A 19,392-nucleotide genomic window follows, 5' to 3' on the forward strand; every position below is an offset into this window, starting at 1 on the left:
CGGCCATGCGGCGTAGGCCGTCACGGGCCGAGGTCTACAATCGGCGCCCCCAGAAGAAGCGCCACCAGGAGCTACGGCACATGTCCGATTCGAACCCATCGACCTCATCGACTCCCACGCCCGAAGACAAACGCGCCGAGCTGCGCCGTGCCGCCCTCGAGTACCACGAGTTTCCCGTTCCCGGCAAGATCGCCATCGCGGCGACCAAGCAGATGGTCAATCAGCGCGACCTGTCGCTGGCCTACTCGCCCGGCGTGGCAGCGCCCTGCGAGGAGATCGTCAAGGACCCGGCCAACGCTTTCAAATACACCTCGCGCGGCAACCTCGTGGGCGTGATCTCCAACGGCACCGCCGTGCTCGGCCTGGGCGACATCGGCCCGCTGGCGTCCAAGCCGGTGATGGAAGGCAAGGGCGTTCTCTTCAAGAAGTTCGCCGGCGTCGACGTGTTCGACATCGAGATCGACGAGAAAGACCCGGCCAAGCTGGTCGAGATCATTGCCTCGCTGGAGCCGACCTTCGGCGCGATCAACCTCGAGGACATCAAGGCGCCCGATTGCTTCTACGTCGAGCGCGAGCTGCGCAAGCGCATGAAGATCCCGGTGTTCCACGACGACCAGCACGGCACGGCCATCACCGTGGCGGCCGCCATGGTCAACGGCCTGAAGGTGGCGGGCAAGAACATCGCCGAGGTCAAGCTGGTGACCTCGGGCGCGGGCGCTGCAGCGCTGGCCTGCCTGAACCTGCTGCTCAAGGTGGGCCTGAAGCGCGAGAACGTGTTCGTGACCGACCTGGCCGGCGTGGTCTACGAAGGCCGCGAAGAGCTGATGGACGACGACAAGCGCCAGTACATGCAGAAGACCGACCTGCGCAAGCTGTCGGAAGTGATCGTGGGTGCCGACGTGTTCCTGGGCCTGTCGGCCGGTGGCGTGCTCAAGCCCGAGATGGTCGCCAAGATGGCGGCCAAGCCGGTGATCTTCGCGCTGGCCAACCCGAACCCCGAGATCGCGCCCGAAGACGCCCACGCGGTGCGCCCCGACGTGATCATGGCCACGGGCCGCACCGACTACCCGAACCAGGTCAACAACGTCCTGTGCTTCCCGTACATCTTCCGCGGCGCGCTCGATTCGGGCGCGACCACGATCACCGACGAGATGGAAATCGCCGCGGTGCACGCCATTGCCGACCTGGCGCAAGCCGAGCAGAGCGAGCGCGTTGCTGCCGCCTACGTCGGTGAAAAGCTGTCCTTCGGCCCCGAATACCTGATCCCGAAGCCCTTCGACCCGCGCCTGATGATGAAGATCGCGCCGGCCGTGGCCAAGGCGGCCGAGGAAAGCGGCGTGGCGCTGCGTCCGATCAAGGACATGGACGCCTACCGCGACAAGCTGCAGAACTTCGTCTATGCCTCGGGCACGACGATGAAGCCGATCTTCGAAGCGGCCCGCCGCGCCTCGAAGAAGCGCGTGGCGTACTGCGAAGGCGAAGAAGAACGCGTGCTGCGCGCCGCCCAGATCGTGGTGGACGAAGGCGTCGCGCGCCCGACGCTGATCGGCCGCCCGGCCGTCATCGCCCAGCGCATCGAGAAGTTCGGCCTGCGCCTGAAGGAAGAGCTGGACTACGACGTCGTCAACGTCGAGCAGGACCACCGCTACCGCGACTTCTGGCAGACCTACCACCGCATGACCGAGCGCAAGGGCCAGACGGTGCAGACCGCCAAGATCGAGATGCGCCGCCGCCTCACGCTGATCGGCGCGATGCTGCTGCACAAGGACGAGGTCGACGGCATGATCTGCGGCACCTGGGGCACCACGCTGATCCACCTGCACTACATCGACCAGGTGATCGGCAAGCGCCCCGGCGGCTGCCAAAGCACGCCGCAGGACGTACCTGTGTACGCCTGCATGAACGGCCTGCTGCTGCCCGATCGCCAGGTGTTCCTGGTCGACACGCACGTCAACTACGACCCTTCGCCGGAAGAACTGGCCGAGATCACGACGATGGCGGCCGAGGAAATGATGCGTTTCGGCCTGAAGCCGAAGGCAGCGCTGCTGTCGCACTCCAACTTCGGCACCAGCAACGAGCCCAGCGCCATCAAGATGCGCAAGACGCTCGACCTGCTGCGCGTGCAGGCGCCCTGGCTCGAAGTCGACGGCGAAATGCACGGCGACGTGGCCCTGGACAGCAAGCAGCGCGCGGTCGTCATGCCGCACAGCGCGCTGGCGGGCGATGCCAACCTGTTGGTATTTCCGAACATCGATGCGGCCAACATTTCGTACAACCTGCTCAAGACAGCGGCAGGCGGCAACATCGCGATCGGCCCGGTTCTGCTCGGTGCGGCCAAACCTGTGCACATTCTCACGGCCAGCGCGACTGTTCGCCGCATCGTGAACATGACAGCCTTGACAGTGGCTGACGCAAACGCCGAGAGATAGGCCCTTTGGCGAGAGTGGTCGCCAACTTAAAGCGCCACTTTCGCCCCTTGAAACTGCTCAAACTTTGAGCAGTCGCTTGCTATTTTCGCCAGCGTGGTGCACACTCGCGGGCTTGAATTTGCGGGTTAACCCCGAGGTTGAGCGCAATTCGAACCCCCCGCTCTTTTCCTTGTGGTGCCCCATGGCGGCTTACGCCTCGATCACGTCCTCAGTCACTAAGTTTGCGCTCACCGGCCTGATGCTGGCGGCGCTGACGACCGGGGCCGAGGCCCGCGGATGGTTCGGCTCCGGAAAAACGTCCTCCGAGGAATCGATTGCACTGACCGACTTGCCGGTGCAAGGCCAGCGGACCTACCAGGCCATCCTCAACGGCGGCCCCTTCCGGTACGACAAGGACGGCACGGTATTTGGCAATCGCGAGCGTCTCCTGCCACCGGCACGACGTGGCCACTACCGCGAGTACACGGTGACGACACCCGGCTCGCGCAATCGTGGTGCACAACGAATAGTCTGCGGTGGTGAACAGCGCACGACGCCCGAGGCCTGCTGGTACACGGCAGACCACTATGCGAGTTTCAGACGGATTGCGCCATGAGCGATGACAACGACCTGAGCGGCGCCCCGAAGCGCCCCGAAGAAATGATGATGACTATGGAAAGACCAGCGGAGATGACCTTATCCCTTCGTGCCGTACGCCCGAACATCGTGCAATCGATCCGCGCGTTCCGCGTGAACGACCTGCAGGACGCTGCCAATGCGGCCGGCCAGCACTTCCTGTATGCCAACCTGGGCAACGCCCAGACCAAGCAGGACGTGCTCGACCTGATCGCCCAGCAGTTCACGTTCCCGGCGCACTTCGGCAAGAACTTCGACGCGCTGTACGACTGCATGACCGATCCGTTGCATAAATCGGGCCCGCAGCCAGGTTTCGTCATCGTGCTCGAGCAGATCCCGGCCAACGCCAAGTTCGACAAGGAAGCGCGCGAGCAGCTTCTCGACATCTTCCGCGACGCCTCGGACTACTGGGGCGACCGCAAGGTCCCGTTCCGGTGCTTCTATTCTTTTCTGTAGCCCGTTCTGCATCTACCAGCCAAGCAGAACGGGCGAACGAGGCTCAGCCCAACGCTGAAACCCTCGATGGCATCGACGTCAACAACACCACCGCAACCGCAGCGGCCGCCGCCAGCACCGAGCCGGCCGGCGAAAAAATGCCGACCGACAAGCTGGTCGACGTGTCGCCCCTGGCACTGCGCATGAGCAGCCCGTTCAACGCGGGTTACTGGCTCGCGGCAGCGTAAAAGCGAGCGGTCATTCCTCCCATGAAAAAAGCCCGTCGATGACGGGCTTTTTTCATGGGGGAACAGCCTGGGCCAATGCCACGTATTCGGCCACCGGCACTTCTTCGGCCCGCCGCTGCGGGTCGAACTCGCCGGCGAACCCGTGCTCTTCGAGCCATCGGCCGAGCGTGTGCCGCAGGATCTTGCGGCGCTGGCTGAAGGCGACCTGGACGATCTCGCCAAGCCGCGCGGCATCGACGGCGGGCGGCTGTGCCAGCGGCACCATCCGCACCACGGCACTGTCGACGCGCGGGGGTGGATCGAAGCTCTCGGGCGGCACGAACAGCACGTTCTGCATGTCGTAGCGCCACTGCAGCATCACGCTCAGGCGGCTGTAGTCCGACGTGGCGGGCCGGGCCACCATGCGATCGATCACTTCCTTTTGCAGCATGAAGTGCTGGTCGGCCACGAGGTGCGCCGCGCCCAGCAGGTGGAACAGGATCGGCGTGGAGATGTTGTAGGGCAGGTTGCCCACCACGCGCAGCGGCTTTGCCGGGAAGCGGGCGGCCAGTTCCGCGAAGTCCACCTTCAGCACGTCGGATTCGATCACGTCCAGCTGCGGATGCTCGCGCAGGCGCTTGGCGAGGTCGCGGTCGAGCTCGATCACGGTGAGGCGGCCGAGCCGCTCGACCAGCGGCTGCGTGAGCGCCGCGAGCCCCGGGCCGATCTCGACCATCGCATCGCCGGGTTGCGGCGCGATCTCGTGCACGATCGCGTCGATGATCCCGCCGTCGGACAGGAAATGCTGCCCGAATCGCTTCCTGGCGATGTGTGCCATCAGATGATCAGGACTGCGGGGGTTCGCGGTATTCGACGTAGGCGCGGGCGCGCACTTCCTGTGCCCAGGTGTTGAAGGCTTCGTCGATACGTTGATCGCGCAGCGCTGCCCGGGCGGCTTCGCGCTGTTCGCCCTGGCTCAACTTGGCATCGCGGCGAGCGACCACCTGGATCAGGTGCACGCCGAAACGCGACACCACGGGGTCGCTGATCTGACCCGGGGAGAGCCGGTCCATGGCTTCTTCGAACTCGGGCACGAACTGGCCCGGCTGCGACCAGCCGAGGTCGCCGCCGTCCTTGGCGCTGCCATCCTGCGAGTTGTCGCGGGCCAGGCCCGCGAAGTCGGCCGTGCCGGCCTGCAGGCGGCGCTTGAATTCCGCGAGCTGCGCCACCGCCTGCGCCGTGGTGCGCTTGGGGTCGTTGAGCAACAGGATGTGGCGCACTTGCGTCTGCGTGACGGTGGCATCTGCCGAGCCGAGCTGGGCTTTCGCGAGCACCTTGAGCACGTGGAAGCCCGCGCTCGAACGAACGGGACCGGCAATGCCATTCACCGCCGTCGACTGCGTGGCATCGACAAACAGCGACGGATAGCGGTCGGCACTGCGCATGCCCATCGCGCCGCCGTTGGCGCGGTCCGGCGAATCCGAGTTTTCTCGCACCAGCTTGGCGAAGTCCTCGCCGGCACGCGCACGCTGCGCGAGGTCTTGCGCCTTCTTCTGTGCGGCCGCCACCTGGGCATCGGTCGCGTTCTCGGGCACGGCGACGAGCACCTGGCCGAGATTGAGGTTTTCCAGGGCCGTGTTCTTGACAGCGAGGTTGCGCTGGTCGCGCAGGTATTCGTCGGCCTCGGAATCGCTGACCTTGACCTTCGACTCGACCTCACGGTCACGCAAGCGCGTGAGCAGCAACTGGTCGCGCAGGTCGCGGCGGAAATCCGCCAGCGCAATGCCTTCGGCCGCCACGCGGCGATGCAGCTCGGTCACGCTGATCTCGTTCTGGCGGGCCACGGTCTGCTCGGCCTGATCGATGGCGACCTCGTCGACCTTGAGGCCGTTTTCCTTGGCCAGCTGCAGCTGGGCGCGCTCGGAGATCAGGCGCTCCAGCACGAGCCGCGTGAGTTCGGCGCGCGGCACGCGCTGGGCCTCGGCGTTTTCCTTGATCACCCGATCCACCCGCGACTGCACGTCGGTGTTGGTGATCGGCTCGGAATTGACCAGTGCGACGATGAATTCGGCGGAGCGCTGCACTGGCGCCGCGGCGGGCGCGTTCGCCGCGGGGCGCGCGGCCGGTGGGCCCAGGCGCGGACCGGCGCGCATGATGTCCGTGATGCCGCTGCCAGAGCGAAAGCCCTGTGCGCCCGACGTTGCTGCCACTGCTGCAAGGCAGCCCAGGGTGATGATGGAACGGATGTGTTTCATGGCGATGCTCAGTCTGTCGTCTCAGTCGTAATTGGTGAAGCGGCTTGGTGCCTCGCCAGGTTGGCGCAAGGGTTGGTAGCGCTGGATGTTTTGCCGCAAGGCCTGCATCGGGCTCGATCCGACACTGGAGAACCCGACAAACTCGAGCTGGAACATGATGCGGGTATTGGGTTTCACCTGCCCGGTCGTGATGCGTTGCAACACCACGCGCCCGATCCAGCAGCAGCCGTCGTACTCGAAGCCGAGCACGCCGTCCGTGAGCCCCTTGGCCTGCAGGTCGTAGTTCAGGCGGCCCACAGCGTACCAGCGTCCACCGCCCTGGCCCTTGCCGGGGCCGAGGTCCTTGCCCTTGTCGCCCCACAGGTCGTTGACCGGCCATTGCCAGCCCACGTCGATCGACTTGCTGCCGTCATTCGTCGCCGTGGTGTTCGGGTCGGCCGCCTTCGCCGCCAGGTAGGCGGCGCTGGGCGCCTGGTAGCGGAAGGCCACGCTCAGGTTGTGGTACGGCTCGGGGTTGTAGCGCGCGCTGATGGCCGAGCGCGTCGACCGCCTCGTGTCGGGGTTGTACTGGAGCAGAGTGTCCAGGCTCCACTTCGGCGTCCAGTTGATCTGGCCGCCGAGCAACAGGTCGCTGGTGCGATCCGTCACGGGTGCCGCGCCGGGCAGCGTGACCTTCTGGTCAGCGAAGCGGAAGCGCTGGGCGACGCCGAAGCGCACGGCTTCGACGCCGGTGCCGGGGTCGATCAGGCGCGAGGTCACGCCGAGCGTGAGTGCGTTGGTGTCCGAGATGCGGTCGTTGCCCGAGAACGCGTTCTCGGTGTAGATCGTCGCAAAGCTGAAGTCGTTGGCTGCCGTGTCGTAGTTCGGCAGCATGCTCTGGTCGCGGTACGGCGTGTAGACGTAGTACGCGCGGGGCTCCAGCGTCTGACGGAAGGCACGGCCGAAGTAGCTGGCGTCGCGCTCGAAGATCAGGCCGCTGTCGAGGCTGAAGGTCGGCACGGTGCTGGTGCTCGACGTGCCGATGAGCACCGGCGAATTCGAGTTGTAGGGAATGCCATTGACGTAGGTGATGCCGTTGAGCGTCAACTTCGGCAGATTCGCCTGTGGCACGAAGTAGTTGTAGGCGGCCGACTGCACCTGCAGCTTCGGGATCACGAACGAACTCGGCGTGATGAAGGGCCGGCTGATCGAGCCCAGCACGTAGGCACGGTCCCCGTCGGGCTGCGACTGCTGGTTGATGTCGAAGCCGTTCTGCCCGAACAGGATACGCGGCGCACTGAAGTGCGTGTAGTCCGCGGTGAACGCGACATCGAAGCCGTGCCAGTCGTACTTCTTGTAGTTGGCGGTGACCTGCGGCAGGCGGTCGTACGAAGGCGTGATCGGCGACAGCGAGTACTGCAGCGTCTGGTAGGCCAGCGTGCGCACGGTGCCGCTCCAGTCGCCCTTGCTCCAATTGAGCGAGGCGTCGTTGGGCAACTGGCGAATAGCGACCGACGGCGTGCGCGTGAAGTCGCGCCAGTAGTCGTTGTCGCTGACCCGGTTGATGTTGACGCTGGCCGACAGCGAATCGAGCCCCAGCGCCTTGGCGTCGAAATCCTGGTGATGGTTGAGCCAGAGGCCCCAGCGCTTGCTGCTGGTGGGCGGCTGGCCGATGGAGCTGGCCGTGACCGTTCCGTTGGCCACCTGCTGCAGGCTCTCGTTGTAGCGCTGGCCCAGCAGGCGGTCGCTGCCCATCAGGTCAAACCGGATGGAGCCGCCATATTCCTTCTCAAGGTAGCGGAACTCGTTGCTGAAATTGATGCCGCGCTTGGTCATCAGCGTCGGCGTGAACGTGGCGTCGCGATTGGGTGCGATGTTCCAGTAGTACGGCTGCGCGATCTCGATGCCGTTGGTGTTGTCGATACCGACGGTCGGCGGCAGCAGGCCGCTCTTGCGTTCATTCGACAGCGGGAAGCTCACGCTCGGAAGCGCCGGCGTCGAGATGCCCATGAAGCTCAGCCGGGCATTCTTGGCCACGCCTTCGCTTTCCTGAGTGTCGGTCGTGATCGAGGTCGCAGTCAGCAGCCAGGCGGGCATCCAGCCGGGGAAGTCTTCGCGGCGGCAGGTCGTGTAGGTGGCCTGCCGGGCGATCGACACATTGGAATCGACGAAATCGATGCGTTGCGCTTCACCGTGCGCGTCGTTCGCCAGGAAGTGATAGCGAACATTGTTGAAGAAGCCCTCGAAGGTCTCGAGCTTGAGCTGCAGCTCGGGGCCTTCGTACACATTGCCGGCCTGGTTGACCCGCACATTGCCGGTGGCCTTGGCGCGGTCGTCGGGCTGGTAGTACTCGAGGCGATCTGCGGTGATGGCGAGGGCGCCGCGCCGCAGCGTCGCATTGCCTTCAACGATGGTTTCCAGGTCGGGCCGACCGGACATGCGATCGCCGGTGACGAGGCTGGGCAACTGGCCGCGCTCCGTCGGGGGCACGACTTCCGTCAGCAGCGGCGTGCGCTTGAGCGTCAGGGGCCCGTCGAGCCCGCCAGCGGATTGTGCGAAGGCGCCGTGCGCGTGCAACAGCGCCAGGGACAGCACAGCCAGTGGCAGCGGCGGGCCGGAGCGCCGCGAAGCAACACGTCGGCTCATCAAGCCTCCCGCCTGGCCGTTCCGGGGAAAGCCGGCGACGCTCCCGGAAAGGGCAGCGAGCGCACAAGGTGCCAAGCGTGGGGGCGTTGGATCGTAGGCATCGGTTCGGAACGAAGGATATCGTCGGGGAGACGGCGCGGCAGGCCGGCAGGTTGCAGGGGCCGGCAGCAACCCGGTCCGGCCGGAAGCCGGCCCAAGGGGATTGCCGCGCCAGGCGGATTTGTAGAATCGATTATCCATGACAGCACCCTTGCCCCCGGCCACATTGGCCCCACGCCCCGCCGAGACCATTCACTGGACAGATCCACAGCGGGCCGAAGTCTTCCGGGGCTGGCTGACCGGCATTGCCGGCGCCCATCGGCTGCTGCCTGACACGGTCCGCCTGGCCTCGGCCGACGCCAGCTTCCGCCGCTACTTCCGCCTCGACACCACCGACGCGACGGCCCCCACGCGCATCGTGATGGACGCACCGCCCGACAAGGAAAACAGCGACCCCTTCGTACAAGTGGCCAAGCTCATGGCCGACGCCGGCGTGCTCGCCCCCACGGTGCTCGAATGGGACCGAATCAACGGCTTCCTGCTGCTCGACGATCTGGGCCACCAAACGATGCTCGACGTGCTCGATCCGGCCCGTCCGGACACCGGCCGCCCGCTGTACGACCAGGCGATCGACGCCCTGATCCGCTGGCAACTGGCCTCCCAGCCCGGCGTCCTGCCGCCTTACGACAGGGCACTGCTCGAGCGCGAGCTGGCCCTGTTCCCCGAGTGGTACATCGGGCGCCATCGCGGCATCGCCGTCGAGGGCAAGCTCAAGGAGCGGCTGGAGCGCAGCTTCAAGTTGATCGTCGACAGCAACCTCGCGTCGCCCAGCGTGTACGTGCACCGCGACTTCATGCCCCGCAACCTCATGATGAGTGCGGCCCCCACGCTCGGCACCGGCGTGTCCTCGCTGCCTCACAAGGGCGCGCTCGGCGTGCTCGACTTCCAGGACGCGGTCTACGGCCCGATCACCTACGACATCGCCAGCCTGATGCGCGATGCCTTCCTGAGCTGGGACGAAGAGTTCGTGCTCGACATCACCGTCCGCTACTGGGTGGCCGCCCGCAAGGCCGGCCTGCCGGTCGACGAAGACTTCGGCGCCTTCTACCGCGCGGTCGAATGGATGGGCCTGCAGCGCCACCTGAAGGTCGCCGGCATCTTCGCGCGCCTCACGCTGCGCGACGGCAAGCCCCGCTACCTGGCCGACACGCCACGCTTCATTGCCTACATCCGCGCCACCGCGGGCCGCTACATGGAACTCACGCCGCTGGTGCGCGTGATCGACGAAATCGAGGGCACTTCGGCGCTCACCGGCTTCGCCTACGGCCGTGTCTGAAGGAAAGCTGAAAAGCGAAGGGCCTGTGACGGCCATACAACGGTCGTTCCTCGCTCCTTATTTCATAGCATGCCCCGTTTTCACTGCTCCATCCCGCTGACCGCCGGTGCCAGCCTGGCGTTGCCGGCCGGTGCCGCGCGCCACGTGCAGGTGCTGCGGATGCAGCCCGGCGACGCCCTCACGCTGTTCGATGGCGCGGGCGGCGAGTACGCGGCCACGGTCGAACGCATGGGGCGCAGCGACGTCTCGGTGACGGTCGGTGCCCATCTGGCGGTGGAGCGCGAAGCACCGCGCGCCGTGCACCTCGCGGTCGGCATGCCCGCCAACGAGCGCATGGACTGGCTGGTCGAGAAGGCCACCGAGCTGGGCGTGGCGAGCATCCAGCCGCTGGCCACCGCCCACGGCGTGCTGCGCCTGTCGGGCGAGCGCGCCGAGAAGAAGCGGGCGCACTGGGAAGCTATCGCCGTCGCGGCCTGCGAGCAGTGCGGCCGCAACCGCGTGCCGCTGATCCATCCGGTGCGCTCTTTCTCGGGCGCTTCGGGCTGGATCGATGCGCAAGGCGCCAACGCCGAAGCCGTGCGCCTCGTACTGAGCCTCGCCGAAGGCACACGCCGGATCGCCGACATCGCACCAGACGCCCGCGGCGTGCTCGTGCTGAGCGGCCCCGAAGGCGGCCTGAGCGGCAGCGAGGAGCAGGAAGCCATTTCCCGTGGCTTCGCGCCGGTCACGCTCGGCACCCGCGTGCTGCGCGCCGAAACGGCGGCGCTGGCCGCGCTGGTGTCGCTCGCCGGGCTCTAGTCGGCGCAAGGCCGGACGGAAGGGGTGGGTGTTTTCCGCGACGCGCTCGCAGAAAGTCTGGGAAACAATCGTTACCCAGTTAATACAAAAGAAGGACTTTTGCCTCATGCCTCGCCTGTCCAGTGCGCTGCGTCTCGCCCCTCTCGTTCTTGCAGCCCTCTGCGCGGCGCAAAGCGTCCATGCCCAGAACCCCGCCGTCGCCCCCACGCCCGCGCAGGTCAGCCCCGAAGTCGACAAGGCCTTCACGCAGCTGATGGCCTCGCCCGCCATCCAGAAACTGCTCGATGCCGTCAAAGCCGACCACGAGCGCTCGGTCGAAGACCTGAAGATGCTCACCGAGATCGAGGCGCCACCCTTCAAGGAACACAAGCGCGCTGAAGCCTTCCTCGCGCGCATGAAGGCGCTCGGCCTGACGCACGCGAAGATCGATGCCGAAGGCAACGTGATCGGCCTGCGCAAGGGCACGGGCAACGGGCCCAAGCTGCTGATCTCGGCGCACCTCGACACCGTGTTCCCCGCCGGCACCGACGTGAAGGTGAAAGAGCGCGATGGCCGCCTGCACGCCCCCGGCATCGCCGACGACACGCGCGGACTCGCCGTGCTCCTGTCGTGGCTCAAGGTACTGAACGACAACAAGATCCAGACCGTGGGCGACCTGATGATCGTCGGCAACGTCGGCGAGGAAGAGCTGGGCAACCTGCGCGGCATGAAGGCGATCTTTCGCGACAACCTCGACATCGACGGCATGGTCGGGCTGGAGCCCTCCCCGCCGGGCAGCGTACTGGTGCTGGGCACCGCGAGCCATCGCTACGAGGTCACGTTCCAGGGTCCGGGCGGCCACAGCTTCGGCGCCTTCGGCCAGGTACCGAGCGCGATCCATGGCATGGGCCGCGCCATCGCCAAGATCGCCGACATCCGCACGCCGAGCTTTCCGAAGACCACCTTCACCGTCGGCACCGTGGGCGGCGGCACGTCGGTCAACACCATCGCGCCCGACGCGCGCATGGCCATCGACATCCGTTCGGACGACATGGCCTCGTTGCTGGAAACCGAAAAGAAGATCCTCACGGCCATCGACGACGCCGTGGTCGAAGAAAACAAGCGTTGGAACGTGAACACGCTGAGCGCGAGCACCAAGCTGATCGGCGACCGCCCCGGTGGCCGCACGCCACCCGATTCGGTGATCGTCGAGGCGGCCACGCGCTCGAACGCCGCCTTCGGCCACAAGACTCTGCTGCGCGGCGGCAGCACCGATGCCAACGTGCCGATCTCGCTCGGCATCCCGGCCATCATCGTGGGCGGTGGCGGCAAGGCTTCCGGTTTTCACGCACTGAGCGAATCGATCGACGTGACAGATGCATGGAAAGGCGCGCAGAATTCGCTCGTTACCGTGCTGGGCCTGGTGGGGGTGCAAGGGGTCAATCCCGCATTGCTTCCCAAACGGGCTCCGCGCACCAAGTAATTTGTCACGATGCAAGTTTGAAAGTGGATACACCACTTTCTTCTTACGGTCCGCGGCACCGCAAAATGCCAGCGGTTCTGTCACACACCAAGGAAACGGCCATGGGATTGCTCGATTCGGTACTCGGTCAAGTGCTAGGAGGCGCTGCACAACAGCAGCAACCGCAAGGTGGGGGCCTCGGGGGGCTGGGCGATCTCGGCGGCCTGGCCGGCGCGCTGGGCGGCCTGCTTGCCAACAACGGCGGTCAAGGCGGCCTGGGAGGGCTGGTCTCGAAATTCGAGCAGGCCGGGCTGGGCAATGTCATCGGTTCGTGGATCGGCAAGGGAGAAAACCAGCCGGTCACGGGCGACCAACTGCAAAACGCACTGGGCAGCGACACCATCGCCGCCATCGCGTCCAAGCTCGGCGTCAATGCGCAAACGCTGCTGCCGATGCTCGCCACCATGCTGCCGTCGCTCATCGACCAGCTCACGCCGCATGGCAAGGTGCCCGACCAGGGCCTGGGCAACCATGAAGACCTGCTGGGTTCGCTCAGCGGCCTGCTGCAAGGCAAGCAGCCCTGAAACAAGGCAGCTGCCCGTCAAGAATTCCGGCGCCCGCAAGGGCGCTTTTTTTCGTCCGTTCTCTCCCGCTGCGACGGCTTCCGTTGGCCGACAATCCCGCTCGCATCAATTCCGGGGAATGGCATGGCAGGGAGTCGCAAGTCGAAGGGGGACGATGGCCTGGAGGCGCAGCCCGACGGCACCGTCCGGTGGACCAAGGCCATGCGCGAAGCGTTGGCACAGTTCGAAGACCGGCCCTGCAGCAACTGCGGCGGCACGCTCGCAACTGAACGGAGCCTGGCCGACAGCCTCGACTTCTTCCGGCGCCATCGCCTTCCGACCTGGCAACAGCGTCCCGCGCGGCTGCGCATGCTCGAGCTGCACGGCCCCAACGCGGTAGAGCTGTTCCTCGACCCCGCGCCACACAAGAACGCCGTCGCCGATCTGCTGGCGATCCACGATGCCGCCGTCGTGCGCTTCCTCGTCACCCAGGTCAAGCAACTCGACTGCAAGAACGCCCTGATCAGGCAGGCCGCGCGCTGGCCGTTGTTCGTACTGCGCGAGCTGTTGTCCGCCAACCCCGCGCGCCACCAGGCCGGCGCCGCGCTGGTGCTGGAACTGCTGGCCGCGAACCCCGACTGGCAGGCGCCCCTGGAGGCGTCTTGCGATGCCGCCCAGCGCAAGACGCTCGAGCGCCTGCAGGAAGATGGCTCCGAAGGCCTGGTCGATGCCGCACCGGAAGAATGGCCCGCCTTCCTGCGCCATCCGCCCTGGAAGAACCGGCAGGCGCTGCCGGCCATCCCGACGTTGGCATTGCCCCTGCGATGCGAGCCCGCGACGCTGCACTGGGATGGCTTCACCCTCCCACCGCACGTTCCGCACGACCAGACCGAGACCGCCTCTGACTGGTTGAAGCGCGAAGTCGCATCCCGACGCGAAGACTCCGACCGGCGGATGGCGGACTTCGCACGTACCGGGTCCGCCGCGCCGGCCGAGGTGCAGGCGCAGGCCCCGTCATGGGACGCCCCGCGCAAGGCCTTGTGGCTGATGGGCCTGCGGCCCGAGTCGATCGAACCGGTGATGACCGGCCGCCGCATCGAGCCGGAAGACTTCACGACACCGCCGCCGGGCACGTGGGGCCACACCGACTTCCTCTGGCAACTGCCGCCCCCCGTGGCCATCGCGGTGTTCGAGCAGATGCCGCAAGAGGCTCACTACATGGGCGATGCCATGCGCATCCGCCCCGTGCTCCATCACTTCGGCACCGCTGCGCTGCCGGGCCTGCAGCGCTACCTGAAGCAGGGTGCGCGCGCGATGTTCGAGCTGGTCTCGGTCATCGAATGGGACCAGCTCGCCAACTGGGTCGCGAAGGGCTTCCACACCAACCGCTGGGTCCGGCGCGAAGCAGGCGAGTGGCTGACCCACTACCCCGAGACCGCGGCGCGTGGCCTCATCCCCGCCGCGCTGGGCGCGCCCGGGGCGCCACGCGATGCCGCCCAGGCCGCGTTGCGCTGGTTGCAGGACGCTGGCCATGCCGAGAAGGTTCACGTACAGGCCAGCGCCTACGGCCCCGAAGCCGCGAGCGCCATCACGCAGCTGCTGTCCACCGCCCCCGAGGACGTGCTGCCCGAGAGCCTGCCCGCCGTGCCCAAGGCCTTGCCGCTGGCGACGCTGCCGCGCCTCATCCTGAAGGACAGCGGCCACGCGCTGCCGCAGGCCGTCGTGCCCGATGTGCTCATGGCCATGATGCTGAGCAAGTCCGATGCGCCGTACCCCGGCCTGAGCGCGCTGCTTGCGGTACTCGCTCCCGACGCCCTGGCGCGCTTCGGCCGCGCGCTGCTGGCCTGGTGGATCGGCAACGGCCGCCCGAGCAAGGAGCGCTGGGCCTTTGCGCTGCAGGGCCACTTCGGCGACGACGAAACCGCACGCCAGCTGTTCGGCCTGCTGCGCCAGTGGCGCGCCGCGCTCGACCGCGTTCGGGCCTACGACGCGCTCGAGATGCTCGGCGAGATCGGCAGCGACACCGCCCTCATGCACCTGAGCGAGCTGGCCCGCCAAACGCGCTACGACGACCTGCGCACCCGCGCCGACCGCATGCTGGGCGAAGTGGCCGAACAACGCGGCCTCAGCATGGAACAGCTGGCCGACCGCACCGTGCCCGACCTCGGCCTGGACGCACGCGCCCGCCTGTCGCTCGACTTCGGCCCGCGCAGCTTCGAGGTGCGCATGGACGACAACTTCCAGCCCGTGCTGCGCGACAGCGCCGGCAAGCTGCTCAAGGCGCTGCCCAAGCCGAACGCAGGCGACGACGCGGGCAAGGCCACAGCCGCGACCACGCAGCTCAAGGAACTGCGCAAGCTCGCGAAGACCGTCGCCAGCGCGCAGCTCAAGCGGCTCGAAGCCGCCATGTGCGACCAGCGCCGCTGGGCGCCCGACGAATTCGTTCCCTTCTTCGCCAACCATCCGGTACTGCGCGTCTTCAGCCGACCGCTGGTCTGGGGCTTGTTCGATGCACAAGACCAGCTCGAAGGCACCTTCCGCGTCAGTGCGGAGGGCGAACTCACCGACCTGCAAGACGACGCCTTCGCGCTGCCCGAAGACGGCCGCATCGGCATTCCGCATCCGCTGGAGATCGCTGCGCTCGACCCCACGCTCGCGGGCGCGTGGGGGTCGGTGCTGGCCGACTACGAATTGGTGCAGCCCTTCGAGCAACTGATGCGCGAGACCTTCACGCTCGACGAAGCGCAGCGCTCGCGCCGGGGGCTCGATCATTGGGCCGGCCGGTCCGTGTCTAACGCAGGCCTGCTCGGCCTGGAAACGCGCGGCTGGCAGCGCGAGGTGGGCGAGGGTGGCATGGTCAACAGCTTCAACAAGCCGCTGCCTGGCGGACGCCAGATCTGCCTGCAACTTGAAGAGGGCTGGTTCGTGCAGGACAGCCCCGACGGGAAAGACCTGCAGACCGTGAGTGCCGTGGTGCTCGACGGTGCCGATGCAACTCTCGGCGAACTCACTCCGATCGTGCTCAGCGAAATCGAACGCGACCTGAACCGCGTGATCCGGGCCGCCACGCCATGAACCGCAACCTCTGGCTTCTTGCCATCTGTCAGGGCCTGCTCCTGACCAACAACGTCACCTTCATCGCGATCAACGGGCTGGTCGGCCTGGGCATCGCGCCCCATGGCTGGATGGCAACGCTGCCGGTGATGGGCTATGTGGTGGGCGGCGCGCTCAGCACCGGGCTGGTGGCGCGCACGCAGCAGCGCTTCGGCCGGCGTGGCTCGTTCCAGATCGGGTTGGCGGTGGCGTTTGCGTCGGCACTGGTGTGCGCCTATGCCGCCGTCTCGAAGAACTTCTGGCTGCTGTGTTTTGCCACGTTGATCGCGGGCTACTACAACGCCAACGCTGGTCTCTACCGCTTCGCGGCGGCCGAGCTTGCGGCGCCGACATGGCGCGAGAAGGCCGTCTCGATGGTGATGGCGGGTGGCCTCATCGGCGCGGTCGCGGGGCCCAACCTGGCAACCGTCACACGCGACGCGTTCGCCGTGCCATTTGCCGGCGCGTACCTCGCGCTGGCCGCGGTCGCGCTGCTGTCGATGGCGGTGATGCACTTCATCGAATTCCCGGCTACGCCAAAGCGCAACGACGCCGCGGGCGGACGACCGCTGCGCGAGATCGTGCGGCAGCCGGTGTTCATCGTGGCCGCGGCCTCGGGCGCGCTGGGCTACGGCGTGATGAACCTGCTGATGGCCGCCACGCCCATCGCCATGCAGATCTGCAGCCTGCCTTTTTCGGATGCCGCGCTGGTGCTCGAATGGCACGTGATCGGCATGTTCGCGCCGGGCTTCTTCACCGGCCACCTGATCCGCCGCTTCGGCGCGTTGCCGGTGATGGGCGTGGGGCTGGCGCTCAACCTCGGATGCATCGCGGTCGCGCTCTCGGGCGTCGAGCTGCATCACTTCATCGTGGCGCTGTGCCTGCTGGGCGTAGGCTGGAACTTCTTGTTCACCGGCAGCACGACGCTGTCACTCACGGCCTATACGCCCGAGGAGCGCGACCGGGCGCAAGGCGCGCTCAACTTCTGCGTGTTCGCGACGCTGGCACTGACCTCGTTCGCCTCGGGCGTGCTGGTCACGACACAGGGCTGGCAGCTGTTGAACTTCGGGTCGCTGGTGCCGGTGGCGCTGACAGGCATCGCGCTGATCTGGCTGGCGCGCAAGCAGCGAAGCGCCGCTGAGGCGACCGCCGCCTGACGGTCGCAGGCTGTTGCTCAGGCTGGCGGAAAGCGCCGGTCGAGCCAGCGCTGCAGGGCCGCGAACACGGGCGCGGCTTCCAGCTCGTTGAAGAGCTCGTGGTACAGCGACGGGAAGCAGTGCGCCTCGACCATGCCGCTGGGCGCGGCCGCTGCAGCGAATGCGCGGCTTGCGGAGGGCATCACGAGGCGGTCGTCGCCCGCATAGAGAAGCAGGGTGGGCACCGGCCAGTTGGCGGCGTGCTGCTGCACCGCGGCCCCTTCGTAGGCGAGGAAGCGCGCGAGCCGGCTGCCGACGCGATCGTGCGTGAGCGGATCGTCGCGGTAGGCCTGCACCACGGCCTGGTCGTGCGAGAGGTAGTTGTCGTCGAGCCCGTTGCCCACGCGCAGGTTCGGCGCGATGCGCGGCAGCACCGCGAGCAGCGCCTTCTGGAAACCGCTCAGGCCCGGGTCGAGCCCCGGCGACGACAGCACCAGCCCTTCAACCGGCCGCACGCCGCGCGCCACCAGACTCGCCGCAACCAAGCCACCAAGGCTATGCCCCAGCACCACCAAGGGCAGCCCGGGGTTTTCGCGGCGCGCATCGTCGATCACCAGCGCGAGATCGTCGACCAGCCGCAGTTCGCTCGGCAGGCCGCCGCGCGCACCGGTCGATTCGCCGTGGCCGTGGTGGTCATGCGCCCAGACGGCAAAGCCCCATTCGTGCAGGTCTTCGGCGAGTGCGTGATAGCGGCCGGCATGCTCGCCGAGCCCGTGCACCACGACCACCACCGCGCGCGGCTCGCCGGGGGCAGGCAGGCGGCGCAGCGCCAGCGTCTCGCCGTCCGGTGTGGACAGCGACACGCGATGCGGCAAGGGCAGTGCGCTCAAGCCGCCACGGGCTCCACGCTGGCGGCGCGGTGCGCGGCCGGGAGTGCGGAGATCACCTCGGCCACGGCAGCCGTCAGCTTCTTGGCGTAGGGCACGTGCAGGAACTCGTTGGGACCGTGCGCGTTGCTCTTCGGGCCGAGCACGCCGCAGACCATCATCTGCGCCTTGGGGAAGCCCGCACTGAGCATGTTCATCAGCGGGATCGTGCCGCCCTGGCCGATATAGCCGCACGACGCGCCGAAGTGCGCCCGCGAGGCCTTGTTGAGCGCATCCTCGAACCACGGCGTGATGGTCGGTGCGTTCCAGCCGGTGGCGCCGCCGTTGCTCTCGAAAGTGACGCGGGCCTGGTAGGGCGCGTTGTCTTCGAGCAGAGCCTTGAGCGTCTGCACCGTCTCGGCCGCATCGACCAGCGGCGGCAGGCGCAGCGAGAGCTTGAACGCGGTGTACGGACGCAGCACATTGCCCGCATCCTTCAGCGCCGGAAAGCCTTCGGCGCCGGTCACCGACAGCGTGGGCTTCCAGGTGCGGTTGAGCAATGCCTCGACCGGATCGGTGGTGGTCGGCAGCGCGAACATGGTCGAGCCGCCGCAGTCGTAGTGCGCCCACGGGAAGCGCTTGTAGACCTCGTCACCGAGGATGGCGGCCGTGGCCTTGGCTTGCGCGAGGCGGTCGGCCGGCACTTCGCAGTGGAAGCTTGCGGGCAGCAGACGGCCGGTGGCGCTGTCCTCGAGGCGGTCGAGCACCTGCCGCATGATGCGGAAGCTCGACGGCACGAGGCCCGAGGCGTCGCCCGAGTGGATGCCTTCAGTCAGCACCTCGACCTTGAGCGTGCCGCTGGCCATGCCGCGCAGCGAGGTCGTGAGCCACAACTGGTCGTAGTTGCCGGCGCCGGAGTCCAGGCAGATCACCAGCTCGACATTGCCCAGGCGCGGACGCAGCGCGTCGACGTAGGGCAGCAGGTCGTAGGAGCCGCTTTCCTCGCAGGTCTCGATCAAGCCGACGATGCGCGGATGCGCCACGCCCTGGCTCTTGAGCGCCTGCAGCGCGGCGACGCTGGCGTACACCGCATAGCCGTCGTCGGCGCCGCCGCGGCCGTAGAGCAGGCCGTTCTCGTACTTGGGCGTCCACGGGCCGAGGTCGTTGCGCCAGCCGGTGAATTCGGGTTGCTTGTCGAGGTGGCCGTACATCAGCACGGTCTCGGTCATGTCGGTGCCGGTGGCGGGCACTTCGAAGAACAGCACCGGCGTGCGGCCTTCCAGGCGCACGATCTCCAGCTTCAGGCCCTCGACCTTCTGGGCCTCGACCCAGGCGGCGGCATTGCGCAGCACGGTCTCGAGGTAGCCGTTGGCCGACCAGTCCTTGTCGAAGCCGGGCGACTTGGCGGGAATGGCGATGTAGTCGGTGAGTTGCTTGACGATGTCGCCGTCCCAGCGGGCGGTGACGTCGGAGAGGGCGCGCTCGGCATCGAGCAGGCCTGCGGGCATTTCGCGGTGCAGGGGGGCGTTCATCG

14 protein-coding genes are annotated in these 19,392 nt (G+C 67.2%); 9 read left to right on the forward strand and 5 right to left on the reverse strand.

Annotation, left to right across the window (positions count from 1 at the left end; all coding sequences use genetic code 11):
• The first annotated feature begins 80 nt into the window (after positions 1-80).
• The 3 genes from ACGLHS_RS21720 to ACGLHS_RS21730 all read left to right on the forward strand — a co-directional run bounded on the left by ACGLHS_RS21720 (position 81) and on the right by ACGLHS_RS21730 (position 3,500).
• The gene (locus ACGLHS_RS21720; RefSeq protein WP_093242353.1) at positions 81-2,429 is read left to right on the forward strand and encodes an NADP-dependent malic enzyme; all 2,349 of its coding nucleotides are present in this window, start codon (positions 81-83) and stop codon (positions 2,427-2,429) included.
• A 181-nt stretch (positions 2,430-2,610) separates the two neighbouring features.
• Complete coding sequence (locus tag ACGLHS_RS21725) at positions 2,611-3,024, forward strand: ribonuclease domain-containing protein (RefSeq protein ID WP_093243409.1); 414 nt, start codon at positions 2,611-2,613, stop codon at positions 3,022-3,024.
• A 50-nt stretch (positions 3,025-3,074) separates the two neighbouring features.
• A complete protein-coding gene (locus ACGLHS_RS21730) occupies positions 3,075-3,500 on the forward strand; it encodes a barstar family protein (RefSeq protein ID WP_086011111.1) in 426 nt (141 codons plus the stop codon).
• Positions 3,501-3,779: 279 nt separating this feature from the next.
• On the opposite strand, the gene rsmA is transcribed toward ACGLHS_RS21730, so the two are convergent.
• From rsmA to ACGLHS_RS21745, 3 genes are read right to left on the reverse strand one after another with little or no spacing between them, the layout of a single operon-like run.
• Positions 3,780-4,544 carry a 16S rRNA (adenine(1518)-N(6)/adenine(1519)-N(6))-dimethyltransferase RsmA gene (gene rsmA / locus ACGLHS_RS21735; protein ID WP_093242350.1) on the reverse strand — a complete coding sequence of 255 codons (765 nt, stop codon included), beginning with the start codon at positions 4,542-4,544 and terminating at the stop codon, positions 3,780-3,782.
• Between the two features lie 7 nt (positions 4,545-4,551).
• Positions 4,552-5,961, reverse strand: a complete 1,410-nt coding sequence (locus tag ACGLHS_RS21740) for a peptidylprolyl isomerase (protein ID WP_394483122.1) — start codon at positions 5,959-5,961, stop codon at positions 4,552-4,554.
• A 21-nt stretch (positions 5,962-5,982) separates the two neighbouring features.
• The gene (locus ACGLHS_RS21745; protein ID WP_394483124.1) at positions 5,983-8,586 is read right to left on the reverse strand and encodes an LPS-assembly protein LptD; all 2,604 of its coding nucleotides are present in this window, start codon (positions 8,584-8,586) and stop codon (positions 5,983-5,985) included.
• 238 nt (positions 8,587-8,824) lie between these two features.
• Between ACGLHS_RS21745 and ACGLHS_RS21750 the strand changes: the two genes are divergently transcribed.
• The 6 genes from ACGLHS_RS21750 (at position 8,825) to ACGLHS_RS21775 (ending at position 17,013) form a co-directional block, all read left to right on the forward strand.
• Positions 8,825-9,961: an aminoglycoside phosphotransferase family protein gene (locus ACGLHS_RS21750; RefSeq protein ID WP_394483126.1), complete on the forward strand. Its 1,137-nt coding sequence runs from the start codon at positions 8,825-8,827 to the stop codon at positions 9,959-9,961.
• Between the two features lie 69 nt (positions 9,962-10,030).
• The gene (locus tag ACGLHS_RS21755) at positions 10,031-10,759 is read left to right on the forward strand and encodes a 16S rRNA (uracil(1498)-N(3))-methyltransferase (protein ID WP_394483128.1); all 729 of its coding nucleotides are present in this window, start codon (positions 10,031-10,033) and stop codon (positions 10,757-10,759) included.
• A 106-nt stretch (positions 10,760-10,865) separates the two neighbouring features.
• The gene (locus tag ACGLHS_RS21760; RefSeq protein ID WP_394483130.1) at positions 10,866-12,221 is read left to right on the forward strand and encodes a M20/M25/M40 family metallo-hydrolase; all 1,356 of its coding nucleotides are present in this window, start codon (positions 10,866-10,868) and stop codon (positions 12,219-12,221) included.
• Between the two features lie 101 nt (positions 12,222-12,322).
• Positions 12,323-12,784 carry a YidB family protein gene (locus tag ACGLHS_RS21765; protein WP_218121943.1) on the forward strand — a complete coding sequence of 154 codons (462 nt, stop codon included), beginning with the start codon at positions 12,323-12,325 and terminating at the stop codon, positions 12,782-12,784.
• Between the two features lie 123 nt (positions 12,785-12,907).
• Positions 12,908-15,838, forward strand: coding sequence for a DUF4132 domain-containing protein (locus tag ACGLHS_RS21770; protein ID WP_394483132.1), 2,931 nt, complete (start codon positions 12,908-12,910; stop codon positions 15,836-15,838).
• Positions 15,835-17,013, forward strand: a complete 1,179-nt coding sequence (locus tag ACGLHS_RS21775; protein ID WP_394483134.1) for an MFS transporter — start codon at positions 15,835-15,837, stop codon at positions 17,011-17,013. The genes ACGLHS_RS21770 and ACGLHS_RS21775 overlap by 4 nt, the downstream gene beginning before the upstream one ends.
• A 17-nt stretch (positions 17,014-17,030) precedes the next feature.
• Here ACGLHS_RS21775 and ACGLHS_RS21780 read toward each other — a convergent pair whose 3' ends face one another.
• On the reverse strand, positions 17,031-17,882 hold the full coding sequence (locus ACGLHS_RS21780; RefSeq protein WP_394483136.1) for an alpha/beta hydrolase: 852 nt from the start codon (positions 17,880-17,882) through the stop codon (positions 17,031-17,033).
• On the reverse strand, positions 17,879-19,390 hold the full coding sequence (locus ACGLHS_RS21785) for a M20 family metallopeptidase (RefSeq protein WP_394483138.1): 1,512 nt from the start codon (positions 19,388-19,390) through the stop codon (positions 17,879-17,881). Before ACGLHS_RS21785 ends, ACGLHS_RS21780 begins: the two co-directional genes overlap by 4 nt.
• Between the last annotated feature and the right edge of the window lie 2 nt (positions 19,391-19,392).

The organism is Variovorax sp. VaC1, from assembly GCF_043658315.1.
In the GTDB taxonomy this organism is placed as follows: Bacteria; Pseudomonadota; Gammaproteobacteria; order Burkholderiales; family Burkholderiaceae_C; genus Variovorax.

Excerpts from the sequence above, each read along its gene's own strand:
- rsmA (WP_093242350.1), bottom strand. The coding sequence starts at position 4,544 with ATGGCACACATCGCCAGGAAGCGATTCGGGCAGCATTTCCTGTCCGAC.
- ACGLHS_RS21765 (WP_218121943.1), top strand. The coding sequence starts at position 12,323 with ATGGGATTGCTCGATTCGGTACTCGGTCAAGTGCTAGGAGGCGCTGCA.
- ACGLHS_RS21760 (WP_394483130.1), top strand. The coding sequence starts at position 10,866 with ATGCCTCGCCTGTCCAGTGCGCTGCGTCTCGCCCCTCTCGTTCTTGCA.
- ACGLHS_RS21725 (WP_093243409.1), top strand. The coding sequence starts at position 2,611 with ATGGCGGCTTACGCCTCGATCACGTCCTCAGTCACTAAGTTTGCGCTC.
- ACGLHS_RS21785 (WP_394483138.1), bottom strand. The coding sequence starts at position 19,390 with ATGAACGCCCCCCTGCACCGCGAAATGCCCGCAGGCCTGCTCGATGCC.
- ACGLHS_RS21720 (WP_093242353.1), top strand. The coding sequence starts at position 81 with ATGTCCGATTCGAACCCATCGACCTCATCGACTCCCACGCCCGAAGAC.
- ACGLHS_RS21770 (WP_394483132.1), top strand. The coding sequence starts at position 12,908 with ATGGCAGGGAGTCGCAAGTCGAAGGGGGACGATGGCCTGGAGGCGCAG.
- ACGLHS_RS21740 (WP_394483122.1), bottom strand. The coding sequence starts at position 5,961 with ATGAAACACATCCGTTCCATCATCACCCTGGGCTGCCTTGCAGCAGTG.
- ACGLHS_RS21755 (WP_394483128.1), top strand. The coding sequence starts at position 10,031 with ATGCCCCGTTTTCACTGCTCCATCCCGCTGACCGCCGGTGCCAGCCTG.
- ACGLHS_RS21750 (WP_394483126.1), top strand. The coding sequence starts at position 8,825 with ATGACAGCACCCTTGCCCCCGGCCACATTGGCCCCACGCCCCGCCGAG.
- ACGLHS_RS21745 (WP_394483124.1), bottom strand. The coding sequence starts at position 8,586 with ATGAGCCGACGTGTTGCTTCGCGGCGCTCCGGCCCGCCGCTGCCACTG.
- ACGLHS_RS21730 (WP_086011111.1), top strand. The coding sequence starts at position 3,075 with ATGACTATGGAAAGACCAGCGGAGATGACCTTATCCCTTCGTGCCGTA.
- ACGLHS_RS21775 (WP_394483134.1), top strand. The coding sequence starts at position 15,835 with ATGAACCGCAACCTCTGGCTTCTTGCCATCTGTCAGGGCCTGCTCCTG.